This is a genomic window from Williamsia herbipolensis, assembly GCF_036153515.1.
Classification (GTDB): Bacteria; Actinomycetota; Actinomycetes; order Mycobacteriales; family Mycobacteriaceae; genus Williamsia_A; species Williamsia_A herbipolensis.
Genome location: NZ_CP108021.1, coordinates 3,892,799 through 3,917,873 on the forward strand (window position 1 = coordinate 3,892,799; position 25,075 = coordinate 3,917,873).

25 protein-coding genes and 4 tRNA genes are annotated in these 25,075 nt (G+C 67.6%); 13 read left to right on the plus strand and 16 right to left on the minus strand.

Annotated elements, in window-relative coordinates; all coding sequences use genetic code 11:
- Positions 1-4: 4 nt before the first annotated feature.
- Positions 5-80: transfer RNA gene (locus OG579_RS18070), tRNA-Lys, on the minus strand.
- A gap of 45 nt (positions 81-125) precedes the next feature.
- Positions 126-803 carry a TetR/AcrR family transcriptional regulator gene (locus OG579_RS18075; RefSeq protein ID WP_328857065.1) on the minus strand — a complete coding sequence of 226 codons (678 nt, stop codon included), beginning with the start codon at positions 801-803 and terminating at the stop codon, positions 126-128.
- 102 nt (positions 804-905) lie between these two features.
- Here OG579_RS18075 and OG579_RS18080 point away from each other — a divergent pair, with 102 nt between their 5' ends.
- From OG579_RS18080 to OG579_RS18095, 4 genes are all read left to right on the plus strand, one after another.
- Positions 906-2,420, plus strand: coding sequence for a DHA2 family efflux MFS transporter permease subunit (locus tag OG579_RS18080; RefSeq protein WP_328857066.1), 1,515 nt, complete (start codon positions 906-908; stop codon positions 2,418-2,420).
- A 114-nt stretch (positions 2,421-2,534) separates the two neighbouring features.
- Positions 2,535-2,607 (plus strand) — tRNA-Glu (locus OG579_RS18085).
- A 61-nt stretch (positions 2,608-2,668) separates the two neighbouring features.
- Positions 2,669-2,742 (plus strand) — tRNA-Asp (locus OG579_RS18090).
- Between the two features lie 66 nt (positions 2,743-2,808).
- Positions 2,809-2,882: transfer RNA gene (locus OG579_RS18095), tRNA-Phe, on the plus strand.
- Positions 2,883-2,943: 61 nt separating this feature from the next.
- Here OG579_RS18095 and OG579_RS18100 read toward each other — a convergent pair.
- The 3 genes from OG579_RS18100 to OG579_RS18110 are packed head-to-tail and all read right to left on the minus strand — an operon-like array spanning position 2,944 to position 5,925.
- Positions 2,944-4,149 (minus strand): Fic family protein, encoded by a 1,206-nt coding sequence (locus OG579_RS18100; protein WP_408068698.1) that lies wholly within the window; start codon positions 4,147-4,149, stop codon positions 2,944-2,946.
- Positions 4,150-4,204: 55 nt separating this feature from the next.
- Entirely contained in the window at positions 4,205-5,158 is a 954-nt protein-coding gene (locus tag OG579_RS18105; protein ID WP_328857068.1) for a GTP pyrophosphokinase, read from the minus strand.
- Entirely contained in the window at positions 5,155-5,925 is a 771-nt protein-coding gene (locus OG579_RS18110) for an endonuclease/exonuclease/phosphatase family protein (RefSeq protein ID WP_328857069.1), read from the minus strand. Before OG579_RS18110 ends, OG579_RS18105 begins: the two co-directional genes overlap by 4 nt.
- Before the next feature lie 58 nt (positions 5,926-5,983).
- Here OG579_RS18110 and OG579_RS18115 point away from each other — a divergent pair, with 58 nt between their 5' ends.
- Positions 5,984-6,286 (plus strand): putative quinol monooxygenase, encoded by a 303-nt coding sequence (locus OG579_RS18115; RefSeq protein ID WP_045824236.1) that lies wholly within the window; start codon positions 5,984-5,986, stop codon positions 6,284-6,286.
- Between the two features lie 10 nt (positions 6,287-6,296).
- Here the strand turns inward: OG579_RS18115 and OG579_RS18120 are convergent, their stop codons facing one another.
- Complete coding sequence (locus OG579_RS18120; RefSeq protein ID WP_328857070.1) at positions 6,297-7,853, minus strand: MFS transporter; 1,557 nt, start codon at positions 7,851-7,853, stop codon at positions 6,297-6,299.
- Positions 7,854-7,946: 93 nt separating this feature from the next.
- Here OG579_RS18120 and OG579_RS18125 point away from each other — a divergent pair, with 93 nt between their 5' ends.
- Positions 7,947-8,666, plus strand: coding sequence for a TetR/AcrR family transcriptional regulator (locus tag OG579_RS18125; RefSeq protein WP_328857071.1), 720 nt, complete (start codon positions 7,947-7,949; stop codon positions 8,664-8,666).
- Between the two features lie 6 nt (positions 8,667-8,672).
- Here OG579_RS18125 and OG579_RS18130 read toward each other — a convergent pair whose 3' ends face one another.
- From OG579_RS18130 to OG579_RS18155, 6 genes are all read right to left on the minus strand, one after another.
- A complete protein-coding gene (locus tag OG579_RS18130; protein ID WP_328857072.1) occupies positions 8,673-9,749 on the minus strand; it encodes a GGDEF domain-containing protein in 1,077 nt (358 codons plus the stop codon).
- A gap of 133 nt (positions 9,750-9,882) precedes the next feature.
- Positions 9,883-10,374, minus strand: coding sequence for a DUF2231 domain-containing protein (locus tag OG579_RS18135; RefSeq protein WP_328857073.1), 492 nt, complete (start codon positions 10,372-10,374; stop codon positions 9,883-9,885).
- A 48-nt stretch (positions 10,375-10,422) separates the two neighbouring features.
- A complete protein-coding gene (locus OG579_RS18140) occupies positions 10,423-11,646 on the minus strand; it encodes a sensor domain-containing diguanylate cyclase (RefSeq protein WP_328857074.1) in 1,224 nt (407 codons plus the stop codon).
- An 80-nt stretch (positions 11,647-11,726) separates the two neighbouring features.
- Positions 11,727-12,725 (minus strand): NADP-dependent oxidoreductase, encoded by a 999-nt coding sequence (locus tag OG579_RS18145; RefSeq protein ID WP_328857075.1) that lies wholly within the window; start codon positions 12,723-12,725, stop codon positions 11,727-11,729.
- Positions 12,722-13,603: an alpha/beta fold hydrolase gene (locus tag OG579_RS18150; RefSeq protein ID WP_328857076.1), complete on the minus strand. Its 882-nt coding sequence runs from the start codon at positions 13,601-13,603 to the stop codon at positions 12,722-12,724. Before OG579_RS18150 ends, OG579_RS18145 begins: the two co-directional genes overlap by 4 nt.
- On the minus strand, positions 13,600-14,322 hold the full coding sequence (locus OG579_RS18155) for an SDR family oxidoreductase (RefSeq protein WP_328857077.1): 723 nt from the start codon (positions 14,320-14,322) through the stop codon (positions 13,600-13,602). The genes OG579_RS18150 and OG579_RS18155 overlap by 4 nt, the downstream gene beginning before the upstream one ends.
- Positions 14,323-14,500: 178 nt before the next feature.
- On the opposite strand from OG579_RS18155, the gene OG579_RS18160 reads away from it, so the two are divergent.
- Positions 14,501-15,079, plus strand: a complete 579-nt coding sequence (locus OG579_RS18160) for a TetR/AcrR family transcriptional regulator (protein WP_328859289.1) — start codon at positions 14,501-14,503, stop codon at positions 15,077-15,079.
- 77 nt (positions 15,080-15,156) lie between these two features.
- On the opposite strand, the gene OG579_RS18165 is transcribed toward OG579_RS18160, so the two are convergent.
- From OG579_RS18165 to OG579_RS18175, 3 genes are all read right to left on the minus strand, one after another.
- Positions 15,157-16,146, minus strand: coding sequence for an enoyl-CoA hydratase/isomerase family protein (locus OG579_RS18165; protein WP_328857078.1), 990 nt, complete (start codon positions 16,144-16,146; stop codon positions 15,157-15,159).
- A gap of 40 nt (positions 16,147-16,186) precedes the next feature.
- Complete coding sequence (locus OG579_RS18170; protein WP_328857079.1) at positions 16,187-17,077, minus strand: alpha/beta fold hydrolase; 891 nt, start codon at positions 17,075-17,077, stop codon at positions 16,187-16,189.
- Positions 17,078-17,198: 121 nt separating this feature from the next.
- Entirely contained in the window at positions 17,199-18,626 is a 1,428-nt protein-coding gene (locus OG579_RS18175) for a permease (RefSeq protein ID WP_328857080.1), read from the minus strand.
- 100 nt (positions 18,627-18,726) lie between these two features.
- Here OG579_RS18175 and OG579_RS18180 point away from each other — a divergent pair, with 100 nt between their 5' ends.
- The 3 genes from OG579_RS18180 (at position 18,727) to OG579_RS18190 (ending at position 21,213) form a co-directional block, all read left to right on the plus strand.
- A complete protein-coding gene (locus OG579_RS18180) occupies positions 18,727-19,803 on the plus strand; it encodes a spore photoproduct lyase family protein (RefSeq protein ID WP_328857081.1) in 1,077 nt (358 codons plus the stop codon).
- 140 nt (positions 19,804-19,943) lie between these two features.
- Positions 19,944-20,393, plus strand: a complete 450-nt coding sequence (locus OG579_RS18185) for an SRPBCC family protein (protein WP_045824247.1) — start codon at positions 19,944-19,946, stop codon at positions 20,391-20,393.
- 100 nt (positions 20,394-20,493) lie between these two features.
- A complete protein-coding gene (locus OG579_RS18190) occupies positions 20,494-21,213 on the plus strand; it encodes a GAF and ANTAR domain-containing protein (protein ID WP_328857082.1) in 720 nt (239 codons plus the stop codon).
- Here the strand turns inward: OG579_RS18190 and OG579_RS18195 are convergent.
- Positions 21,180-21,764: a TetR/AcrR family transcriptional regulator gene (locus tag OG579_RS18195; protein WP_328857083.1), complete on the minus strand. Its 585-nt coding sequence runs from the start codon at positions 21,762-21,764 to the stop codon at positions 21,180-21,182. The genes OG579_RS18190 and OG579_RS18195 overlap by 34 nt on opposite strands.
- Before the next feature lie 64 nt (positions 21,765-21,828).
- Here OG579_RS18195 and OG579_RS18200 point away from each other — a divergent pair, with 64 nt between their 5' ends.
- Genes OG579_RS18200 through OG579_RS18210 form a run of 3 tightly spaced genes read left to right on the plus strand, consistent with a single transcriptional unit; the run spans position 21,829 to position 24,682 of the window.
- Positions 21,829-23,088: an acyl-CoA dehydrogenase family protein gene (locus tag OG579_RS18200; protein ID WP_328857084.1), complete on the plus strand. Its 1,260-nt coding sequence runs from the start codon at positions 21,829-21,831 to the stop codon at positions 23,086-23,088.
- Positions 23,085-23,933, plus strand: a complete 849-nt coding sequence (locus OG579_RS18205; RefSeq protein WP_328857085.1) for an SDR family NAD(P)-dependent oxidoreductase — start codon at positions 23,085-23,087, stop codon at positions 23,931-23,933. Before OG579_RS18200 ends, OG579_RS18205 begins: the two co-directional genes overlap by 4 nt.
- A gap of 8 nt (positions 23,934-23,941) precedes the next feature.
- Positions 23,942-24,682, plus strand: a complete 741-nt coding sequence (locus tag OG579_RS18210) for an SDR family oxidoreductase (protein WP_328857086.1) — start codon at positions 23,942-23,944, stop codon at positions 24,680-24,682.
- Positions 24,683-25,075: the final 393 nt, after the last annotated feature.

The following is a 25,075-nucleotide window of genomic DNA, read 5'->3' on the forward strand; positions in this document are numbered from 1 at the left end:
CCCGTGGTGCCCCCAGTAGGGCTCGAACCTACGACCTGCGGATTAAAAGTCCGTAGCTCTACCAACTGAGCTATAGGGGCTGATGCCTGCGGCGGACCGCGGCACGACAGGAGTTTACAGACGCATCAACGGGTCCGGCACCGCGCGGCCTGAGCGGCGCGGATCTGTTCATCGGTCATGGCCGGGACGGTCAGCGGGTGGCGCGTCCCGTCGGCGCGGATGCTGTCGAGCATGAGCTCGAGGTAGCGCCGCCACGTGCCCGGCGCGGTCGATTCGGTGACCTCGGCGATGGACGAGAGCATGGTGAAGAAGGCGAAAAAATCGGTGCGTTCGATCTCCGGCCGGAGGACACCCTCGCTCACGCCGCGTTGGTGCACCTGCTCGATCAGCGACGTCATCGACAGCTTCGCGGTCTCGATCGCCGGTGCGGTGTGGTCGATCCGCATCATCACCGACGCCAGCCCGCGGTCGCCGGCCATCGATTCGCCGACGTAGGTGAACAGCGTCACCACACCGTTCCAGGTGTCCGGCGATTCCAGGGCGGCGGTCAGTCGCGTCGCGACCTCGTGGAGATGCTCGACGAACACGCCCTCGATCAGCTGATCGCGATTGTCGAAGCGGCGGTAGACCGTTCCCACGCCGACGCCGGCGTGGGCGGCGACGTCGTCGAGGGTCACCTCCAGCCCACGCTGGGCGAACAGGTCGCGTGCGGCGGCGATGATCCGCAGCCGATTGCGCTCGGCGTCGGCGCGCAACGGGCGTGCCTCTGTCCGTTCTGTCCGGACCTGATCAGCAGTGGTCATGATCACAGCATATCAAGTGGAGCCAGAATCTCCACTTAGTGCTAGCGTGATCTCAGTAACCGGAGGCCATGCCTCCGCCTAGCTCAGAACATGGAGTACGTCATGACCACGTTGACCAAGAACCTCGACCCGCAGGGTCTCGAGGAGAACGCAGGGGAGCGCCACCACCGGCTTCGCTGGGTGATCCTCGGGGTCCTCGCCCTCGCACAGCTGATGGTGGTTCTCGACGCCACCATCGTGAACATCGCTCTTCCGCACGCCCAGGCGTCGCTCGGCTTCGACAACGCCGATCGCCAGTGGATCGTCACCGCATACGCCCTCGCCTTCGGCAGCCTTCTGCTGCTCGGCGGCCGCCTCTCCGACATCTTCGGTCGGCGCATGACGCTGATGGTCGGCCTCGTCGGCTTCGCCGTGATGTCCGCCGTCGGAGGCGCCGCGGTGAACTTCGAGATGCTGGTGTTCGCTCGTGCCGGCCAGGGCGTCTTCGGCGCGCTGCTCGCACCCGCGGCCCTCTCTCTGCTGACCACCACGTTCGTCGACCCCAAGGAGCGCGGTAAGGCGTTCGGTATCTTCGGCGCGATCGCCGGCGGTGGCGGTGCCATCGGCCTGCTGCTCGGCGGCATGCTCACCGAGTGGGCCGACTGGCGCTGGTGCCTCTACGTGAACCTCGCGATCGCCGCGATCGCTCTCGTCGGCGCGCTGCTGTTCATCGGCAAGCAGAAGTCCGCGGTCCGTCCGCGCCTCGACATGCCCGGCGTCGTCACCGTCTCGGCCGCGTTGTTCTCGATCGTCTACGGCTTCTCGAACGCCGAGACCAACGGTTGGGCCGACTGGGCCACCATCACCTGGCTGGTCGCCGGAGCTGTACTGCTCGCGGTGTTCGTCACCCTGCAGGCCCGCACCGCCCACGCCCTGCTGCCGCTGCGCATCGTCCTCGACCGCACCCGCGGTGGTTCGTACCTGGTGGTGTTCATCGCCGGCATCGGGATGTTCGGCATCTTCCTGTTCCTCACCTACTACCTGCAGCAGAACCTCGGCTTCAGCCCCATCAGCACCGGACTCGCGTTCCTGCCGATGATCGGCGCCCTGGTGCTCACCGCGACCCTGTCGACGTCGGTGCTGCTGCCGCGCTTCGGACCGCGCTGGCTGATGACCGTCGGCATGCTCGTCGCCGCCGGCGGCATGCTCTACCTGACGCAGCTGACCGAGACGAGCTCGTACGCCTCGGACATCCTGCCCGGGCTGATCGTGATGGGCCTCGGCATCGGTTCGTCGATGGCGCCGGCCATGCAGGGCGCGATCTCGGGTGTCTCTGCCGACGACGCGGGCGTCGCATCGGCCACGGTCAACACGATGCAGCAGGTCGGTGGCTCGGTCGGTACCGCGCTGCTCAGCACCATCGCCTCGAGTGCCGTCGCGAGCTACCTCACCGACCACGCGTCGGCGGTGGCCTCCAACCCGGCGTACGCAGGTCAGCTCGCCGCCGTGCACAGCTACACCACGGCGTTCGGATGGGCTGCGGGCATCTTCGCCATCGGCGGCGTCATCGCCGCGGCGCTGGTCCGCAGCGGCAAGCTGCCGGCCACGCCCGAGGGTGCGGCCGTCGTCCACGCCTGATCAGTTGCTCCACGGCCCGGGGTCGCCACGGCGGCCCCGGGCGCTGACGGTCAGCGGATTTGAGAAAATTCCGACCGATGTCCTAAGCTCATCTAGCTCCCCACGGAGAGACTGGCCCCCTTCGTTTAGCGGCCTAGGACGCCGCCCTTTCAAGGCGGTAGCGCGGGTTCGAATCCCGTAGGGGGTACGCTGACCTGGCGTTCGAGGTGACAACTCGAGATACGCCGGAGCACGTGTAGTACAAGCAAGGCCCTGTGGCGCAGTTGGTTAGCGCGCCGCCCTGTCACGGCGGAGGTCGCGGGTTCGAGTCCCGTCAGGGTCGCTTTGGTTTTCTCTCGAGAAGACCGCAAGCGGCGAAGTAGCCCGGTCCACTGGGTGCAAGCCGTACGGCCAGGTAGCTCAGTTGGTACGAGCGTCCGCCTGAAAAGCGGAAGGTCGTCGGTTCGATCCCGACTCTGGCCACACATTTTCTCCTTCGATCCCGGTTCCAAATTTTTCCACGGTGTCTGGATACGCCCCTCACTCACGTGGCCAGGGTGCGACGTCCCGCTCGTTCAGCGAATGCATCGAGGGCTTCCAGTACCTCTGGCGCTCGCCAGGCGCGATTGCGTGCGCGATCGGTGAACTCGACGATGACACCGGCCGCCACGAGTGGGTCGACGTATCGGCGGGCGTTGCCGGTGGTGATGCCGAGTTCGCGCTGCAGGGATACCGCGCTGACCACTGGTTGTCTGATGAGTAGATCAGCGACGCGGTGAACGGCGGAGTCGCTGCGCGCTGTGATCTCCGAGTTCCACCGAGTTCGTATATCCCGGAGATCACCGACGAGCTGCCGACCGTTGATGACGGCGAGAATCGATGCCTCGGAAAACTTCTCGACGATGGATGCGGGATCGCCCTGCCGATAAGATCCGAGCGCCTCGAAGTAGCTGTCGGTGTCGGCCAGGAGACCCGCAGAGACGGGGACGGTGATCTGTCGGGTGAGCCGCTTGTTGTGCAGCATGGCCTGAACGAGTGCGCGCCCGGTACGACCGTTGCCGTCGGTGAACGGGTGGATTGTCTCGAATTGCGCGTGGGCGACGGCGACCTGCGGCAGCGTGGGGATGTCGCCGCGTTGCGCGAAGGCCAGCAGGTCGGCGATGGCGGGCTGGACTCGTTCGTGATGGGGTGCAACGAAGTCGGCGCCACGAGGACCGAAAGCGCCACCGCCGATCCACACCTGCTCGGTGCGCCATCGCCCCGCCGTCTCTGGATCGCTTGGCCTCATCAACGCGGAGTGCATGGCCAGGATCGCGTCCTCATCGATCTGATCTGCCAGCGCAACAGCTGCTCTCATCGCTTCGGTGTTGCCGACGATCAGTGCGGCGTTACGACGTCCGGTGGTGCCGAGTGCCTCCGCCTCGGCGATGGCGCGCGCGGATGCGGTGAGGTTCTCGATCGTGGAGCTGGCCGCGGACTCCGATCGGAGCAGGACCGAAGCGAACGGTGCGATCTCGGCTCCGAGCTCGGCATCGAACCTCGCGACTTCACGGCTGGCCTCGTCGGCGTCGGCGAGCACGTGTGCCGGCAGGTGAACCTCGAGGTCGGCGATGGTCGCCGGTATCGCGGCTCGGTACTCGCCCGCCTGGCGTCGGGCAGCGCGCAGATCGGCCAGGCTGTAGCCCGCGGCGACAGGTATCGGCCACTGCAGGGCCTCGTATCCGACCGCGGTACCCGTAAGTGATGCCACCACGCGACAGTAGCATCACTTAGACTCTAAGTGATGCTATGAACAGGACCTGGCATCACTTCGGTGGATGTTGAGGGGTGAGCCGCCCGAGCCGGTAGCGGAGCTTCGGTTCGCGATCCCTGTCCGAGGTCATGCCGGCCGTCCGCTCGATGTGGTCGTCGCCGAACCGTGCGAGCAGGAGATCGTCGACCAATCGCACGTGCGTGGGCGCGAATTTGTAGTCCATCGCGGCGATGACGGCCTCGACGTCGGCGGTGGCGAGGAACTCGTCGAGATCCTCGCGCACCACGATGCCGTTCGCGGCGAGCAGCGTGACGAGCCACTCGTAGGCGTTGGCGCGGGCCGGATTGATGTGGGGTAGAGCACTTGTCAGCACCTCCTGCAGCGTGCCGATCTCGATTTCCTCCGTCGCGCGGGCGTGCGCCAAGTCGCGCTTGTGAAGCGCGTCGACCTCGGCGAACTGCGCGTCGGCCAATTCGATCAGGCCGGCGGCGAGGGTGAAGGCCCGGTCGATCGGGGCCGACTGCCCGGCGCGCGAACCCTTGTAGCGGATGCCGTGCTCGATCTCCGCCCACGCGTGCTGCAGCACGGTGCGGATCTGCACCTCGAAATCGAGTTCGTCGTCGGCGCGGAGGATCAGATGCCTGCCCGCGTAGCCGAAGGTGCCCGCACTCTGTGTGACAGAGGTCTTGTCGACCCGCTGCCGCACCTCGAAGGTGGAGGTCAGTGCTTGCTCGACGCGATCGATGTCGGACGTGAGGTAAGTGATCACCCGAACACCCACGAGGTCGGTGACCTCGTGGAGCGGGTCGGTGAAGATCGGGACCCCCGACTCGTCGAGTCGGGCGAACTTGCCCGCCGCGGAATCGGGCTCCTTGGTGCGGGACTGGACCGCGTGGACCGCGATGAAGGACTCGGTGAGTCGCGCCGTCACGGCACGCTCCATGTCCGCGGTGACGGCCTGGAACCTGCCGAAGTCACGAAGGTAGCGATCGATCGCCGAGGTCATTCGTGCTCCCTTCCACCGACCAACCGAGTGTAGGAGACGCCGCGCTCCGCGGAGCGTGGCGCCCGCGCCAGGGTGCAGACGACGCCCGAGTGGTCGCTGAGGCGTACATCTGCCGATTGACCAGGCCAGGTGCGGAGTCCGGTGCAGGTGAGGTCGGAAGCGACGTGGTCGATCAGCGGGCCGTGTTCGACGTCGCCCGCCGTGTGGACGGTCCATCGGTCCATCACCTCGCCGAGGCGGGACGCGACACGGACAGGTTGTCGAACGCGAGGGACGCGTTGGTTGAAATCCCCGGCGATCACGATCGGGACATCTCCGTCGAAGCCTGCCAGCAGTGTGTCGAGGTGATCGAGGTACTCGAGATGTTCGGACCACACCGTGGCATCTCCGCGCCCGGTGCTGACGTGGGCGTGGCTCCACGGAATACAGACGGCGACAACGCGAATCTGCCCCACGGGGGTGGTGGTCAGGGCGGTGCCGAGTCGTCCGGACCCGGCGCCGATCGTGAGGCGATCGATGTCGACGAGAGGCTGACGAGACCACACCAGCACCTTGCGGCGTTCACGCTCGCGGCCGTACCCCCAGTCGTCACCACCGTCGGCGACGTGGCCGCCCTCGGGGAGCAGCCCCCGGCGTCCTTCGGTCACGACGAGAACGTCTGCGTCGACATCGGCCATGCGTCGCCGGATCAGCTGTCCTCGTCGACTTCCGGTGGTCGCCCACGCGGTGTTCCACGTCGCGACGGTGACCTCCGAGTCGCTCTGCATGACGCGACCCTAGGACGCCACCGCGCTCCGCTGAGTGCGATGGGGGCACCATGGAGGCATGACCATCCTCGTCCTGCTCGAACTGCACCTCGATCCCGCCCAGCGTGACGCCGCGCCGGACATCATCGACGAGACCCTCGTCGCGACCCGGGCCTGGCCCGGCAACGAGGGGATCGAGGTCCATGTCGACGATGATGACCCGTGCCATGTGATGGTCGTCGAGCGATGGGCCACCACCGCCGATCACGCTGCCTACGCGCAGTGGCGGACGACTCCCGACGGTGCGAGCCGGCTGCGGGAGATCGTCGCCGCCGCACCGGTGAAGACCATCTGGTCGACGACGATCCCGTTGCGCGACTGACGGCCGAGCCTCACGCCAGCGGCTGCTTCGCCGATTCCGACGGCTGATCCGCGGCGTCGGTGGCCTGGTCTTCGGACTCGGGGTCGCCGGGATGGGCCGGGAGGAAGACGAGCGTGAGGACCGCGGCGACCGCGGTGACACAACCGGCGACGATGCATCCGGTGGCGAAGCCGTCGACGAATCCGGCGCGGGCGATACCGGCGAGTTGCTCACCGGCACGAGCGCCGGCCTCACCGAAACGCTCCGCGGCGATCCGCGAGGCCTCGAGCGCGGCGCCGATGGAATCGCGTGCGGGATCGGTCAGTTGGCTGGGTAGTGCGAGTCCGTCGAGCTTCTCCCGGTAGACCGACAGCGCGACCGATCCGATCACCGCGACGCCCAGCGTCCCCCCGAGTTCCCGCGTCGCGTCGTTGACCGCCGATCCCATGCCGGCCTTCTCCGGGGCGACCACGCCCATGATGGCCTCGGTCGCGGGCGCGCTGGTGAGGCCGATGCCGGCGCCGAGGAAGATCATCTGTCCGACGACCACGAGGTAGCTGGTGTCGGTCCCCACCGTCGATGCCCAGACGAACGCGACGCTGAGCGAGAGCAACCCGAACGCCACCACCAGCTTCGAGCCGACGAAGACGGCTATCCGGGGGCCGAGCAGAGCGGCCACCGCGAGCGAGCTCGCCACCGGCAGCATGCGGAGTCCCGTCTCCAGAGCGCCGTAACCGCGAACGGACTGGAAGTACTGGGTGACCAGGAAGATGAAGCCGAACAGTGCGAAGAAGGCCGCGGTCACCGCGCCGCTCGCGGCCGTGAAGCGCATGTTGGCGAACAGGCGCACATCGAGCATCGGGTGCTCCACGCGTATCTCCTGCAGGACGAACGCTGCGAGAAGAACCGCTGCACAACCGAATCCGACAAGCGTGGCCGTCGAGGTCCATCCGTGATCCGGCGCCTCGATGATCGTGTAGACCAGGACGCCCAACGCGACGGTCGACAGAACGAGACCCACAAGATCGAGAGGGGGCGTCGACGGGTCCCGGGAATCCGGGACGAACAGGAAGGTCAGCACGATCGTCACCCCGGCCGCCACCGCGCCGAACAGCAGAATCGAGCCCCACCAGAACGATTCGAGCAAGGCCCCGCCCACGACGGGGCCGACCGCGACCGACATCCCCGTCGCGGCACCCCAGATGCCGATGGCCATGACCCGTTCGGATCGCGCGGTGAAGACGTTGGTCAGGATCGACAGCGTGACCGGGTAGACGACCGCGGCCGCCACGCCGGCCACCGCGCGCCAGGCGATCAGCATGTCGGGGGTCTGGCTCCACGCCCCCGCCAGCGAGGCGATCAACGACACGGTGAGTCCGAGGAGCAGGAAGCGTCGCCGCCCGAAGCGGTCACTCAACGATCCGGCGGCGAGTACCAGGGCCGCGAACGCCAGGTTGAACGCATCGACGATCCACAACAGGTCGCGCGTCGTGGCGCCGAGTTCGGTCACCAGCGATGGCAACGCGATGTTGACGATCGTCGTCGAGACGTTGACGACGAACACCGCGAAACACAGTGCGATCAGCACGGCGGTCTTGTTCGTCGTCCGAACGGAAGGTCCCCCGAGGAGTGGCATAACGAAGTTCTATCACGGTCACAGAGGCCGTGTCATCATTGTTTTGTGACCGAACAGCCCGACGCCGCGACCGACGCCCGGCCGCAGACCGTCCCCGAGCGACTGGTCGCCGCGACGATCGAGCTGCTGGCCCAGGTGGGTCCGTCAGAGATCAAGGTGCGTCGGATCACCGAGGCCGCCGGCCTGTCGACGATCACCGTCTACCACCACTTCGGCGGCGTCGCCGAGCTGTTGAACGCCGTTGTCGCCGAAGGGTATCGGGCACTCACCGCGGCGATGGAGGACGCGGTGCGGTGCGACGACGATCCCGGTGCGCAGCTCTTCGGCATCGCTCTCTCGAATCGACATCTCGCACAGCGCAACCCGCATCTCTACGACATGATGTTCGGGCTCTCCACGCGCGGGACGTACCGGTCAGTGACGCCCGCGGCCGAGAACATGGTCGCCGAGCGGTTCGCGACCGCCTACGACGTCCTCGCCGGGGCATGCCACCGGCTGGTCGAGACCGGCCGCATCTCGGTCACCGACGGCCACCAGGTCGCCGCCGAACTGTGGAGCTTCGTCCACGGGTTCGTGACGCTCGAGGGTGCCGGGCACTTCGCCCGCTTCGCCAACCCGGTTTTCGAGGTGCTCGCCCCGATGGCGGTCCACCAGTTCGTGGGCATGGGCGACGAGCGGGCGCGCGCCGAGACGTCGGCGGCCACCGCCCTGCGGTGGTGGAACAGCGAGGGGCCCGGCGCCTCGGGGACCTACGCGATCACCTGACCGTCATCACCCGGCGCTGTGGACGGCGGCGCGCGCGCCACCGCGGCGCTTCGCGTCGTACATCAAGCGGTCGGCCTCGGTGAGGGCATGGGCGAGTGCGAACCTGTCGGCGCCCCGGAATTCGAGCGGGACGACCCCCGCACTCAGAGTGACCGACGGCCCGTCGCGTCCGACCGTGGTCAGCGGAAGTCGACCGCCCACGTCGGTGAGCGGCGTATCGGGAGAGGCGGGCATCATCAGCGTGAACTCCTCGCCGCCCGTGCGCGCCACCACTCCTCGTCCCGACGTGGCGAATCGCCGCAGTGTCATGGCGACCTCGCGGATCACCCGGTCGCCCACCACGTGGCCGTGGCTGTCGTTGACCGACTTGAAGTCGTCGATGTCGAGGACCGCGAGCACCTGTGGATCGATGCCGCCGGATCGGGCCTGTTCGAGCAGGCGCTGATGCGCGTGATCGAGGCCGGCCCGGTTCAGCAGCCCCGTGAGAGGGTCGATGCGCGACCGTGCGGCGTAGACCAGCAATCGGGTCCACACGATCCGGGCACCCCACGGCGTGAGGATGGAGGAGACCGCGAGAACGTACGCAGCCAGTGCCGCCGCCGTCGGTGTCAACGCATCGAGCTCCACCAGGCGGAACGAGGTCACGCCGATCACGAGTGCAGCGGCCGCCAGGTGGAGGAAAAGCCACCTGCTCGCCATCAGCAGCGTGAACTGTGCGCCCAGGACCGCGAGCAGTGCGCAGCCCACCAGACCGTTGCGGGGATCGGGGATGGCGAGCACGACCAGTGCCGTGCCGATCTCCGCGAAGACGCCGAACAGCGTGCAGGGCAGTCGGTTCAGCATGCGGTCGGTCGCGGCCCACAGCACTCCGGTCGCGACGGCCAACACCGCGGACAGTCCCACGAGCAGGCGAAGCGGTGTCGAGGTCGGTCCGATGGAGGTGTCCAGCGCGACCCACGCCGCGATGATCCCGAAGTTGGCCGATCCGAATCCGACACTCCGGCGCAGCACCCTGCCCGTGGCCGTTCCCGCGATGAGGTCGGACAGGTCCGGAACGCGATCGTCGGTGGTTCCAGGGGTCACGGTGGTCCGGGTTCTCGGTGGCACGTACTCGTAGCGGAGGCCAAAGATAACAAAGCCCGCACGTCTGCCGACACCGAATCGGCGAGACCGCGACCGGTCGATCAGCCGGCCGTGATCTCCTGGTGCGCCTCGCTCAGCCGCCCCACACCGAACGTGCACCGGCGTCGCCGATGCGGTACACCCAGACGACCGCGCCGACGGCGTCAACCACGAGGAGGACGGCGAGTACTCCGGTGATGACGGTCTGCGAGCGGCCTCGCGTCAGGGCCGGAACGCGCCCGGCGACCCACTCGTTCTCGCGGAACCATGCACTGGTGTGGACCCACCAGAGCGCGGCGAGCACGAACAGGGGGGCCGCGAAGTAGATCATCTGGTCGCCGAGTTCGGTGTGCCGCTCCAACACCGCGCTCGGCGGGGTCTTCTTCTCCAACGACTCTCCCGCGCTGGTCGCGATGGGCGTCGCGGCCAGTGCGATCGCCGCGACGATCGGTGTGACGATGCCGAGCTTGCGTCGGGCCGCAGGCCACACGACGCCGAGGACGGCGAACACCGCGGCCAAGGGGACCATCACCACGACGATGTGCACGACGAGCGGATGTAGGGGTAAGCCGTTGACGCTGTCCATGAGCGGCGACGGTAGCGACGCCCCGTTGAGAGGACGCTGAGAACGAACCTACGAAGCGCCGGATTTGTCGGCGTACATGTGCTCGTCCGCCGCGCGCAACAGGGCGCTGTGGCCGCCGTCGGCCGACCAACTCGACCCGACCGACGCCGTGACGGTGATGGGGCCCGGCACGGAGGGAAGGCGATAGACACCGGTGACCGCGGCTTTGAGTGACGATCGATACCGCTCGATGTCGGCGTTCGAGGTCGCCGACCGAACCAGCACCACGAACTCGTCGCCGCCGATCCGACACGCCAGATCTGCGGGGTCGATGCCGTCGGCGATACGCCGCGCCACCGCGACGAGGAGTTCGTCGCCGGCGCCGTGTCCGTGGGTGTCGTTGACACGCTTGAACCCGTCGAGATCGAGGAACAGCAGGCCGAGCGGACCGGTTGTGTGGCTGTCGATCTCGGTCATGAGCAGGTGTCGGTTACCCAGGTCCGTCAGCGCGTCGGTGACGGCGAGCCGCGCGAGTTCGTTCTCCGCCACTTTACGGCGGGTGATGTCCTGTATCTGCGCGATGATGATGCCTTCGATGCCGGTACCCCGCACGACGACGGCGTTGCGTTGTACCCACACCACGCTGCCGTCCTTGCGGAGATAGCGCTTCTCGGACTGGATGTGGGTTCGGCTGCCGTCGAGCAACTGGGCCAGGTGACGATCGGCGGCCGCCACGTCGTCGGGGTGGGTGATGTCGCGAAACGACAGCTCCTGCAGTTCTTCTGCGGTGTACCCGGTGAGTTCGCAGAGGGCCTGGTTCACCTGTAGCCATCGACCGTCGGTGCCGACCACCGCCTGGCCGATCGCGGCGTGGTGCATCGACGTCTCGAACAGCGAGATGGCCTCGTCGCGCTCGCGCTCGGCTTCCACTCGCCGCGAGACCTCCGCGACGTGTACGAAGAAGCCCCGCACCCGGCCGTCGACGATCTCGGGAACGTAGGTGGCCTGGGTGTGCCGCACCGTGCCGTGCACGTCGATCAGCGTCCGGTCGAACTGCTGCGGTGTGCCGGCGAGTGCGGCCTCGATGTACGGCCGGTTGAGCTCGTACACCTCGGGCCCCAGGACATCGCGGATGTGCATCCCGCGGGCTTTCTCGGGCGTCAGGCCGAAGTAGTCGACGTAGGCCTGGTTCGCAGCGAGGTTGCGCAGGTCCGCGTCCCAGTAGCCGATCAACGCGGGGACGTTGTCGATGACCCGCCGCAGGATGTCGGCGTCGGAACCGGTCTCGTCCACCTGCACCCCCACCCGTCAGCGTCGCTCGGGCGATGATCCCACAGCGCGCCGTCAGGTGGCCGAAGTGGCGAGCACCCGCATCACTCGTGCGTGATCACGACCTTGCCGCCGCGCGCTCGGCCGGCGTCGACATAGGCGATCGCGTCGACGGTGTCGTCGAAGGAGAAGGTCGTGTCCACCACCGGGCGCAGATGTCCCGCCTCGTAGAGGGCGGCCAGTGTCGCGAGCGTGGCCCCGTCGGCGTGCATGTAGAAGAACGCGTAGGTGACGCCGCGCTTCTTCGCGGCCGCCCGTACCTTCCTGCTGAGCAACGACAGCACGAACTCGAACGGCTTGGGCGCGCCGAGCTGTTTCGCGAAGCCCGCGTCGGGTGGTCCGGTCACCCCGAGGGCGAGTCCGCCCGGTTTCAGGACGGTCAGCGTTCTCGAGAGGTTGTCGCCGCCGACGGCGTCGATCGCCAGGTCGTAGCCGGAGAGCACCTCGGCGAAGTCGTCCGTGCGGTAGTCGACGACGTCGTCGGCACCCAGGGCCGTGACGAGATCGACCGAACTCGTCCCGGCGGTGGTCGCGACGTGCGCTCCGAGGTACTTCGCGAGCTGGATGACGGTGGACCCCAGGCCGCCCGCGCCGGCGTGCACCAGGACCTTCGACCCGGTACCGACGCGGCCCTTCTCGACGAGCATCTGCCATGCCGCGAGAGCCACGAGGGGTACTGCCGCCGCCTCGGCGAACGACAGGTTCGACGGTTTCAGGGCGACGTCACGGTGATCGATCGCGATGTGTTCGGCGAACGTGCCGATCCGTAGATCGCGAGGGCGCGAGAAGATCTCGTCGCCGACGGCGAAGCCGGTCACGGCGCTGCCGACCTCGGTCACGGTTCCGGCGACGTCGTGTCCCAGGATCGTGGGCATCGGGTACTTCAGCAGCTGCTTGAACTCGCCGGTGCGGATGAGCGTGTCGAGCGGGTTGACACTCGCCGCAGCCACTTTCACCATGACGTCGTGTGGTCCCACAGTGGGCGTGGGGATCTCGGTCGCGTGGACCGGTTCCTTGTACCCGTCGATCACGAACGCCTTCACCGGTCGTGGTCCTCTCGCGCAGAAGTGGTCAGGTGGCTCGAGACGGAGTCGCCGAGAAAGTCCAGCACCTCGGGGACGAATTCCTCGTGATACTGGAAGATGCCGCCGTGACCGGAGCGGGGATAGATGATGACTCGCGCGTCGGGGATGCGCTCGGCGAGTTCCACCGAGTGCGCACTGGCGACCATCACATCGTTGTCTCCGTTCGCGACGAGTGCGGGTTGGGTGATCACCGACAGATCGTCGGGGGTTGCCCGGCCGCCGGCCACGATCGCTCGCAACTGCGCGAGCCGCGCCTGCAGGGAGATCGTCCGGACGCGATCGCCACGTCGCTCGGCGAGCCGGCCGAAATATGCCTCGGCCGCCTTCTTTCCCTCGGCGGTCCGCGGGAAGAACAAGAAGTGCCTGGGGTCCTTCCGACTCAGCGCCGCCTTCAGGTAGGCGCCACCGACGATGCCGGCCATCTTGTCGATACCGCCTCCGCCTCGCGGCCCGGTACCCGTCAGCACGATCCGCCGGACGAGTTCCGGGGCCTGCAGCGCCACGACCTGCGCCACGCCGCCACCGAGTGAGAACCCGAACAGGTCGACCTGTGTGAGACCGAGCGCGCGGATGAACGCGATCGCATCGGCTGCCATCTGGTCGAGGGTGGCGGGGACTCTTCCGCCGGATCCGCCCACACCGCGGTTGTCGAAGGCGATCACGTGGTGTGCCGAGGCGAGTCCGTCGATGATGCGGGGATCCCAGTCGTCGAGGGTGGCGGTGAAGTGGTGAAGGAACACGACCGGGACTCCGCCGGTCGGGCCGAGTTCGCGGTAGGCGAAGCGCACGCCGTGGACGTCGACGGTCGCCGTGGGGGTGTCGGTCCAGGTGGTCATGAGGTTGCTCCGGCGGGGGTGGGGAGATCGGTGTAGAGCGATTCGATGGGGCCGCTCAACGCGGATTTCACAGAGGTGGTGAGGTCATCGCCGATGACCTCGTACCCACCCTCGGCGAGGGTGTCGTACACCGCGCCGACGAGGTCTTCGGGCCGAAGTTTCGGCCCGTGGGCGCCGGCCGCCATCGGCGTGTCGACATACCCCATGTGGACTCCGACCACGTGGACGCCATCGGGAGCGAGTTCGAGGCGTAGCGCGTTGGTCGCCGACCAGAGCGCGGCCTTCGAGGCGCTGTAGACGCCGCCGAACGCGCTCCAGCTGGCCACCGAATGCACGTCGACGAGGGCGGCGTTCTCCGCAGCTCGCAGGATCGGCGCGAAGGCTTTGGCCAGCAGGACCGGCGCGAAGAAGTTGGTCTCCATGGTCGATCGCAGGTCGGTCTCGTCGAGCTCGACGTAGCTGGCGGTGGGCGGCACCACTCCCGCGTTGTTGATCAGGACGGACACGTCGGACGCGGCCTCAGCGGCAGCGGTCCGCGACGCGGCGTCGGTGACATCCAGCGCCAGAGGGACCACGCGGTCGTCGCCCCATTCGCGCGGAGTCCGCGCGGCCGCGTAGACCTTGCGCGCACCGCGTGCGAGGGCCTGGTGCACGAACTGCTCGCCGAGGCCGCCGTTGGCGCCGGTGATGAGCACGACCGCATGGGTCAGGTTTGTCATGGTGGAGACCTCTTCTCGGGGTGGACCGACGGTGTAAACAGATCGGTGTACCTGCTCACTGTAGACGACGGACGCCGCGAAGTACACCGATCTGTTTATCGATTGGGTCGACCGCGTAAACAGGTCGGTGTACCTTGAATGGGACAGGTGAAGATCACGAATGAACCGGGTGAGAACGATGACTTCTACGGCAACGGAAACGGGCGCCGTCCCCAGTGCCTCGTGGGGGGTGCGCGACAAGATCCTTGCTGCCGCGATGGGGCTCTTCTATGTGGAGGGGATCAACGCCACGGGCGTCGACCTGGTCGCGGAGAAGGCGGGTGTGTCGAAAAGGACTCTCTACAAATACTTTCCGAGCAAGGTCAATCTCGTAGAGCAGTATCTCACCAGCATGTTCGACATGTTCCTCGCGATGCGCGAAGCGGATACGACTGGTCCCCGAGAGCAGATCATGTCGTTGTTCACGGTCCCCGTCGCCGACGGGGGCCTCATGCGCGGATGTCCGTTTCACAATGCGGCGGTGGAGGCTGCGGCCGTGATGCCCGAGGTGGCGGAGTTCGTGCATCGACAGAAGGAGGCCTTCGCCACCTCCATCGTCGACCTCTGTCGTGATCTCGGTGCCGACGACGCCGATCTGTTGGGCCGACGTATCGCTCTGGTCTACGAGGGCGCCGCCGCGCTGTCGACGTCTCTCGATGCGGTGGAGCCGTGGGCGCGCGCGCGGGCGATGGTGGAGATGCTCCTCGACCTGGAGTGACAGGCCAGGCGGCGATCGGGGTGAGGGCGACGGTCACCACCGCGATCGCAGTGCGGTGCAGTGTCTCTCGGTGCGACCTACTCGCCGTAGGAACCGCCGATGCGACCGTCGCGCAGTGCCTGGGCGTAGGTCTCCTTGTTCAACAGCGGGAGTTCGCCCGTCGCGGTGCTCGTGTCGATGTACTCGAGCATCCGCTTCTGGGCCACCTTCGACTGGTCGCGCACCAGGAACTCGGCGTGTTCGAACTGCAGGCCCTGTTCGAGCGACAACGTACTGCCGAAGTACAGCGACCGTTTGACGGCTCCCAGCGACTTCTTTGCCCGCCTGCTCAGGTATTCGGCGCGCTCGATCCCGCGTGCCACCACCTCATCCTGTGGGACGACCTCGTCGACCGCACCGAGTTCGAGCGCCTCGCCCGGCGAGAATGCCCTGCCCTCGAGGATGGCGATCAGTGCCTGCTGCCGACCGATGAGACGCGGCAGTCGTTGTGAGCCACCGCCGCCCGGTGTGAGGGCGAGCAGCACCTCCGACAATCCGATCACGTGGTCGCCGTCGGCCATGATGCGGATGTCGCAGGCCCAGGCGAGTTCCGCCCCGACGGCGAGGGCGGAACCGTTGATCGCCGCGACGAAGATGGTCCCGCTCGCGTTCATCTTCAGGAACGTCGCGTGGAAGCTGTCGAGCTGCAACAGCGTCTCGAGACGAGTCATCGACGCCAGCGTCCTGATGCCCGGAAGCCGGTTGATCAGCCGCGCAGAACCTGCCGCGAGCCGGGCGAGACGAGTGTTGATCGGCGGGAATCCGGTGCCGCCCTTCTGCAGCCAGGCGACGTCGGAGTGGCTCAGGAACCGGTCCGGGTGGGTGCTGGTGAAGACGACCGCGCGAATGTCGGGATCCTTGTCGGCCCGATCGACGAGCTTCTTGAGTTCCCTGGTGAGCGCCGCGTCGAACAACGCGTTGGGGCCACCGTCGATGCGGGCCACGAGAACCCCGCTGTCTCCCTCGACGATGATGCGTCCCTGGGGTGCTGCCGCGTGTGCGGGCGCCTGCCTGGATTTCTGGTTCATGACTTCTTCCTGTTCGAAGGGGGATTGCGGCGTTGCTCGGTCAGGAGTCGAGGAACTCGACCGCGGTGGCCACGAGTTGTCGGTGCTCCTGGAAGATCCCGCCGTGTCCCGCGTCCTGGTAGATCCGAAGGGTCGCGTTCGGGAGCCGTTCCACGAGATCGTGCGAGTTGCTGGTCGGCACCATCCGGTCGTCCTCGCCGTTGGCGACCAGGACCGGGTGCGTGATCGTGCCGAGGTCTGCAGGCGGTTGGGTGCCCCACTTGTGGATCGCACGCAACTGTGTGCGGAAGGTCGTCACCGTCACGGCCTTGTCCCGGTTCTCGGTGCGTTCCTTCAGCCGCGTGATGAACGCCTTCGCCTGGGACTTCCCGTTCGCGCTGCGGGTGAAGAACAGGTTCTGCTTGGGGTCCTTGCCCGTCAGCGCGGCTTTGATCGAGTCGCTGTAGGACACCCGTGTCACCTTGTCGATCCCGGCGCCCCCGGCGGGGCCGGTCCCGGCGAGGATGACCCGGCGAATCAGTTCCGGTCGCTCTGCGACGACCACCTGGGCGATGAACCCGCCCATCGAGAAGCCCAGAAGATCGACCTCGGTGAGTCCCATCGCGTCGATGAACGCGATCGCGTCGGCCGCCATGGCCTCGATGGTGTCGGGAGTGGTTCCCCCGGATGCCCCGACGCCGCGGTTGTCGAACGCGATGACGTGGTGGCCGGCGGCGATGCCGTCGATGACGCGCGGGTCCCAGTTGTCCAGGTTCGCGGCGAGGTGATGCAGGAACACCACCGGAACGCCGCCGGGATGCCCGTAGCTGCGGTACGCGAACTCGGTGTCGCCGACGGCGATCGTGCGGGTCGGGACCACGCGCCACGATGATCCCGGGCTGGGCGCAGACGGTGATCCGGAGCGGTTGTTCTGGGATGCGTGGCCGTTCATGGCGGGTCTCCTCGAGTAAACAGATCGGTGTACCCGCCGAACGTAGCGCATCGATCGCCGCGTGTAAACAGATCTGTGTACTGCGGGCTCGTGTCAGTGATGAGCCACAGGAACCGCGTCGCTAACTCGTGCCGAGGTAGATCATCGCGGTGTAGAGGATCACGGCGGGTACGAGCACCGCCCAGCCGGTGATCAGGATGTTCCGGACGTTCGCCGACCGGCACAGTCCCATCACCCCGAGCATGTTCACGTTGGGGAGGGGGCCGTAGGTGTCGGCCTTCGACGAGAAGAGCAGCACCACCACCCAGACCCCCGCGCCGATCCCGGCCGCGGCGGCCAGCTCGCCGAACACCTTGTCCACCAACACGACCTGCGCGGCCGAGGCGCCGGGGATGCCGACCCAACCGATGAGGGCGACGGTCATCGCGAGCAGGAACGGTGACAGGTGCGCGATGTCGGTGCCGTAGGAGCCGAGCACCACCGAGAACGGGTTGATGCGGGCGATCGCGGTGAACAGCACGGCGAGGAGAAAGAACAGGACGAACAGCCACGCGAGGGCGGACGCACCTCGGAACGCGCTCGCGGCGAACGACGTCGGCGACATGCCGCCCCCGAGAGCGGTGGCCGCGGCCATGAGCGGGAGCGCGACGATCGGCAACACGATGCCCGCCGTGGTGAGGGTCTCGACGACGAGGACAGCGCCGAGGGTGACGGTGAACGCGACCGCGGCCCGGCGCGCGCGGCGGTTGGTCGGGGCGTCGTCGTCGGTGGCCGTCGCCACGAGTTCCTCGGGTGCGTAGTGGTCATCGAGGTCGCGGGTACGGCGCTGCATCCACGGCACCACCAGCATCCCGACGACGAGGGACACCGCGGCGAGCGGGCCGCCGCCGTGAAGCAGATAGCCGAGGTAGCCGATGTCGGCGGCGCCCATGATCGCGATGTTGCCCGACGCGAAGGGAGCGACCGCGAAACCTGCGCAGCCGCCGATGAATATCGCCGACGCGGTGGCCGAGCGAGTCAGTCCGGCCCGCGCCGCGATGGGCAGCAGCACCGGGACCGCGACCGCGAGTGCGCCGGCGAGCGTTCCCAGCGCGCCCACCAAAAGCAGACAGGTCACCATGATCCCCGCCGCCACGGCGGTGGTGTTGGAGGTGCCGGCGAACCGCATGGCGGCGCCGACGATGCTCGCCGCTGCGCCGGTCGCGCGGAGGATCTCCGCGAGCGCCCCACCGAGCAGGATCACGACACCGATGACCGTCACCTGATCGGTGGCGGCCTCGCCGGCCATGTCGAGCGCCATCCGAGCCCCGGGCAGGAGGATCAGCAGTCCCGAGACGACCGAGACGATGGTCGCCCGCAGGATTGGCATCCCCACTGCGGCGAGGAGTCCATAGAGCACGATCGGTCCGAACCCCCACAGCGTGGATGTCTCGACGGTCACCCCGACGACCAGAGAGACGATCAGGCCCGTCGTCGCCACAAGGGTGGCAACAGGGGGCATTCGTCGCAGTTCAGACCGCGGTGTCGAGCCGGTGAGGGTGTTCTGCACGCGAGGACGATATCCCCCGAATCGGTCATGGGCGTGGCAGTCGGCGTTTCCCACCAGGAAGGATCCACCGCCGACCGGCGTTGCGGAAGGGGAGATGCTTGTGACCCCCACCCGGATCTGGACCCCGTCGCGTGTCGTCGTGACCCGTTCGGCGTCCGAACTGCCGCACACCGCCGAGATACTCCGGCGGTGTGTGGCCGCGGGTGTGTCCGACATCGACGTGTTGTCCGGCGACCGGCTGACCGGCCTGCGCGGTCAGTCCGAACGCGAGACGTACGCGATCGCGAAGAAGACCCTGGCCGTGGTCGTCGCGCCGCCGAGTGTGCTTCGGCCCCAACCCATCCCCCCGAGCGCCGACTGGCGGATCGACCTCGCGAAGGGCTGTCCGGCGCACTGTCAGTACTGCTATCTGGCGGGTTCGCTCTCCGGACCGCCTGTCACTCGGGTCTTCGCCAACCTCGACGAGGTGCTGGCCGGCATCGGCACGCACGCCGGTCGCGGCAGCATCACCTCGGGCACGGCCGAGCGCGGCCACGAGGGCACGACCTTCGAACTGTCCTGCTACACCGACCCCCTGGGGATCGAGCACGTGACCGGCTCGCTGGCCGAGGCCATCACGCGCGTGGGGGCGGGGGAGTACGGCGACGGCGTGTCGGTGCGGTTCACCACGAAGTTCGACGACGTCGCCGACCTCGTCGCGCTCGATCACCGTCGGCGCACCCGAGTGCGGTTGTCGGTCAACGCCGACGACATCGCGCACCGATTCGAGGGCGGCACGGCGCGGATGCCCGCGCGCATCGACGCCCTCCGACGGCTCGCGCAGGCCGGGTATCGGGTGGGACTGACGATCGCGCCGATCATGCCCATCCCCGGATGGCGTGAGCAGTACGCCCGCCTGCTCGCCGACGTCGCAGACGCCGTCGGCGACGTGGACGACCTCGACCTCACCGCCGAGATCATCACCCACCGGTTCACTGCGTCGAGCAAGGACGTCCTCCTGAGCTGGTACCCCGGTACGAAGCTGGAGATGGACGAAGACCTTCGAACGGTCAAGCGCACGAAGTTCGGTGGCGCGAAATACGTCTACCCCCGCGAGACGATGTCGGAGATGAAGTCCTGGTTCACCCGCGAACTCGACGCGGTGCTGCCCCAGGCGCACCTTCTCTACTGGACATGACGACGACCATCGAACTCCGCGGCAACTGACGCCGAGGATCCGCGTCCGTACTGTGGACGGTGGTCCACCGGTGGGTTCAGCGAATCAGCCCGCTCCCGGCGATCGGCTGATCGCCGACCCACCTCTCATCGGAGTGCACCATGCCCACGGTCTCACGCACCTTCACCGTCACCGCCCCGCCCGCCCGCGTCGTCGAGTACCTGTCCGACTTCGGCAACGCGCCGGAGTGGGATCCCGGCACCCAGACCTGCACCCGCAACGACGACGGTCCGATCCGCGTCGGGTCGAACTGGCACAACGAGTCCAAGATCGCCGGTGTGAGTACCGAATTGACGTACGAGCTGACGACTCTCACCGACGACACCATCGTGCTGGTCGGTACCAACGACACCGCCACCTCGACCGAGACCATCACCGTCCACCCTGACGGCAGTGGCAGTGAGGTCACCTACACCAACGAGATCGAGCTGCAGGGGATCGCCAAGATCGGCGCCCCCGCGATGAAGCTGGTCTTCGAGAAGGTCGGTGTCGACACCGAGAAGCAGCTCACCGAGGTGCTCAACGGATTGGCCGGTGCCGAGAAGGGTTGATCGGGGAGACCCACCCGGTCCAACGGTGGGATGCCCACCCCCTGACCCGCACCGGTCGATACAGTTCGCTGCAGCGAGCTGTATCGACAGAGGATGTGGGATGGGCGAGGAAACGACAACGAACGTGCACGTGGCGATCGCCGAGCTCGCTCGGCGTCTCCACGCGGGGGACGATCGGCCGGCGGAGGCGGTTCTCGGCGACGTCGTCGGTGGGGCCATCGACCACGTACCGGGGGCCGAGGCCGCGAGCATCTCCATCACGCACGGCCGCAATGCGCTGACGACGGAGTTCTCCACCGACCCGCTGGCGACGCGGCACAACGAGATCCAGACCGCGCACGGTGAGGGACCCTGCCTGGCCGCGGCATGGGACGAGGCCGTGGTCCGCATCGACGACCTCTGGGAGGACGACCGCTGGCCCGGGTATGCCGTCGACGCGCGCAGCGCGGTGCCGTTCCGGTCCATCCTGTCGTTCCGGCTCTACACCGCCGACGAGAAGTTGGGGACGCTCACGCTGTACTCCCGCACCCCCGGCAACTTCGGCACGGACGTGGAGGAGATCGGCCTGGTGTACGCGGCCCACGTCGCCAACGCGTGGATGGCGCGGGAGCGCAAGAGCCAGTTCACCAGTGCGCTGGCCAGTCGCGACATCATCGGCCAGGCCAAGGGCATGATCATGGAGCGCTTCGGCATCGACGCCGTGCAGGCGTTCGAGCTGCTGCGCCGACTGTCCCAGGACGGCAACGTCAAACTCGCCGAGCTCGCCCGGCAACTGGTCGAGACCGATCATCCCGCCCGTGAGGAATCGTCCCGCTCCTGAGTGGCGATGCCTCGCAGGGCGGTGAGCGCGGCGACACAGTGGGCGACCTCGTCGTCGATCACGACTCTGTCGGTGCGATCGGGATCCGACCACTGCAGTGCCCGGTCCTCCACGTAGGCCGTCCAGGCGTGGATCAGCGGGATCTCGGTATCGGGTGCGCCGACCGACTCGGCGATCTGCCGCGCGAAGGTGAGGCGCAGGCTCACCACGCGGTCCCCGCCGAGCGCCACCGAGGCCGTTCCGTAGACCAGCGCGAGGTAGAAGTCGCGGCGGCGCTGGATCTGTTCCAGGAACCGTCGCACGAACTGTGTCGGCGCCTCCTCGGCGGTGGCGTCCGGGTCGGGCGCGGTGTTGCGGAGAACGCGACGGGTCGCGGCCTCGATGACGGCGTCGTAGTAGGCACTCTTGCTGGGGAAGTAGTGGAAAAGCAGTCCGCGAGAGATGCCGGCCTCGGCCGCGACCGCGTCGATCGACAATTCGTGGATCGGTCGTTCGACGAGCATGCGGAGGCCCAGCCCGAGCAGTTGACGGCGGCGGTCCTCGGGGGACATCCGGCTCCGTGAAGGTGTCGACACGCTATTGAGCATCGCTCAACAAGTCGCTAGTGTGCAACCCATGGACCTCAGCCACTCACCACGGGCCACCGATCTCCGCGATCGTGTCCGCTCCTTCATCGAGACCCACATAGAGCCCGTGGAGCACGATCATCACCGGGAGATCGCCCGTCTCCGCAACGGTGGTGGCGACCCGTGGCAGCCCCTGCCCCTGATGGGCGAACTGCAGACGAAGGCGCGCGCCGAGGGATTGTGGAACCTCTTCCTGCCCGCCGGCCACGAGATGCACTACGCGGAGAAGTACGGGACCGACGGCGGCGTGGGGCTGAGCAACATCGACTACGCGCCGGTCGCCGAGGCCATGGGTCGGTCGTTCCTCGCCCCGCAGGTGTTCAACTGCAACGCCCCCGACACCGGCAACATGGAGGTGTTGCTGCGTTACGGCACCGATTCCCAGCGCGAGGAGTGGCTCGACCCGTTGCTCGACGGCCGGATCCGCAGCGCCTTCTGTATGACCGAGCCCGATGTCGCCTCCAGCGACGCCACGACCATGGAACTCACCGCCGTCGCCGACGGCGAGGACATCATCCTCAACGGGCGCAAGTGGTGGTCGACCGGCGTGGGCAGCCCGGAATGCGAGATCCTCATCGTCATGGGCCTCACCGCCCCCGACGCCGATCGACACCACCGGCACTCGATGGTGCTGGTGCCGCGCAACACACCGGGCGTCGAGGTGGCACGGATGCTTCCCACGATGGGCTTCTTCGACGAGCCCGGCGGCCACGGCGAGGTCACCTTCACCGACGTCCGCGTCCCGCGGGAGAACTTCATCTCCGGTCCGGGGCAGGCGTTCGAGATCGCCCAGGGACGCCTCGGTCCCGGTCGAGTGCACCACGCGATGCGGGTCGTCGGACTCGCCGAGAAGGCGCTGGAACTGGCGTGTCGTCGTGGCAGCGAGCGGCTCGCCTTCGGCAAGCCGATCGTGAACCTCGGCGGCAACCGCGAGCGGATCGCCCAGGCGCGCATCGCGATCAACTCCACCCGGCTGCTCATCCTCGACGCCGCATACAAACTCGACACCGGCGGCCCGTTCAACGCATTGAGCGAGGTCGCCCAGATCAAGGTCGCCGCGCCGAGGATGGCGCAAGAGGTCATCGACTTCGCGATGCAGATGCACGGCGGCGCAGGCCTCTCCGACGATTTCCCGCTGGCCGCGGCCTGGACGAACGCCCGTGCCCTACGGCTCGCCGACGGTCCCGACGAGGTGCACCTCGGCATGGTCGCCCGCATCGAGCTGGGTTCGTACGGGATGAAGCGATGAGCCGGCGCGTCATCGTGACCGGCGGCGCCTCGGGGCTGGGTGCAGCCCTGGTGGAGCGCTTCGCCGCCCGCGGCGATCGGGTTCTCGTCACCGACCTCGCCGAGGAGTACTCGGGTCCGCAGGGCACCACCTACCGGCGTCTCGACGTGGTCGACGCCGACGACTGGGCCGACGCCCGCGACCACGTGATGGCCACCTGGGGTGGTGTCGACATCGTCGTCAACAACGCCGGGATCGCCGCGGGCGGACGGATCGACGTGGTGACCCTCGAGGAGTGGCGCCGCATCATCGACATCAACCTGCTCGGCGTGGTCCGCGGGTGCCAGACGTTCGTCCCGGTGCTCAAAGACCAGGCCCACAGGAATGCAGCCCAGAAGGGTTCGCCTGCAGGGCAGATCGTCAACATCGCGTCGATGGCGGGTCTCGTGCACCCGCCCGCGATGGCCTCGTACAACGTGGTGAAGGCAGGGGTGGTGGCGCTCAGCGAGACGCTGTCGTTCGAACTGGAACCGTGGGGGATCACCACCTCGGTGGTGTGCCCGTCGTTCTTCCGCACCAACCTGTCGTCGTCGCTGGCGGGCAGTGACGGCATGCTCGACCAGATCGCGGCCCGCCTCATCGATCGCTCCGACACCGGAGCCGACGAGGTGGCCGACGCGGTGATCGCCGGCGTCGACGCCCGACGCCCGGTGATCCTCACCGACCGCGCGGGCCGGAAAGCGTTCTTCGCGAAGCGATTCGCCCGCCCGCTCTACACTCGCCAGATGCTGGGCATGTCCCGACGTATCCACGGAGCCACCGCATCGGCACCCGCCGCTGCCGACCACGGGGAGAACAAGCAGTGAGCTCGTCGATGACCACGCTCATCACCGGTGCCAGTTCGGGGCTGGGCGCGGAGATGGCCCGCCAGTTCGCTGCGCTCGGGCACGATCTCGCGCTGTGCGCGCGCCGCACCGACCGGCTCGAGGAGCTGCGTGCGGAGATCCTCGCCGCCCACCCCGGCCGTCGGATCGAGTTGGCCGCACTGGACGTCACCGACGACGCGGCGGTGTTCACCGTGTTCGATGACCTCGCCGAGCGTCTCGGCGGCATCGACCGGGTGATCGTCAACGCCGGATCGGGTTCGGGCGCGGCACTGGGGACGGGCAAGCAGCACGCGAACCGACGCACCGCGATGACCAACTTCGTCGGGGCACTCTCCCAGACCGAGGCCGCCCTCGAACTGTTCCGCGCGCAGGGACACGGACATCTGGTCATGATCTCGTCGGTGTCGGCCCTGCGCGGTATGCGCAAGGCGATGACCACCTATGCGGCGACCAAAGCGGGTGTCGCGGCCATCGCCGAGGGTGTGCGGTCGGAGAACATCCGCGGCGTGGATGTGTCGGTGATCTACCCCGGCTACATCCGCTCGGAGATGAACGACCACGTGGAGCAGAAGACAAAGCTCATGGTCGACACCGAGACCGGTGTGAAGGCCATGGTGTCGGCCATCGAGAAGCGCAAGCACAAGGCGTACGTGCCGACGCTGCCGTGGCTCCCGGTGTCGATGGCCCTGAAGGTGCTACCGCTGTCGGTGGTGCGGAGGATGGTCTGACCGCCGTTCCGGCGACCGCCGGACGCGCTCGGCTCTGACGAGACCGAGCACCCGGCGTACCGTCACCGTCTGTTGACGAGCCACGGCGCCGTTGATCGCCGGCGGTAGAAGGTGATCCCTCTCGGCCCAGGCGATCGTGATGGGGCAGGGCAACACCACCATCGGGGTCACCTGCTCGGTCGCGGTGAACAGGTCGTCGGCCGCGGGGCAGTCGACGAGATCCCGCATGGCGGAGACAGCTTCACCGTGGGTCATCCGATCTGCGTGCTCGGCGATGTCGCGGATCGCGAGCCTCCGCACCCTGCCGAGACGGAGGAACGGCGCGGCTATGTGTCGGGTTGTCCACACCAGCGTGCGGATTCGCGCCACCTGCGAGTTCGCGTCCTTGTCGTC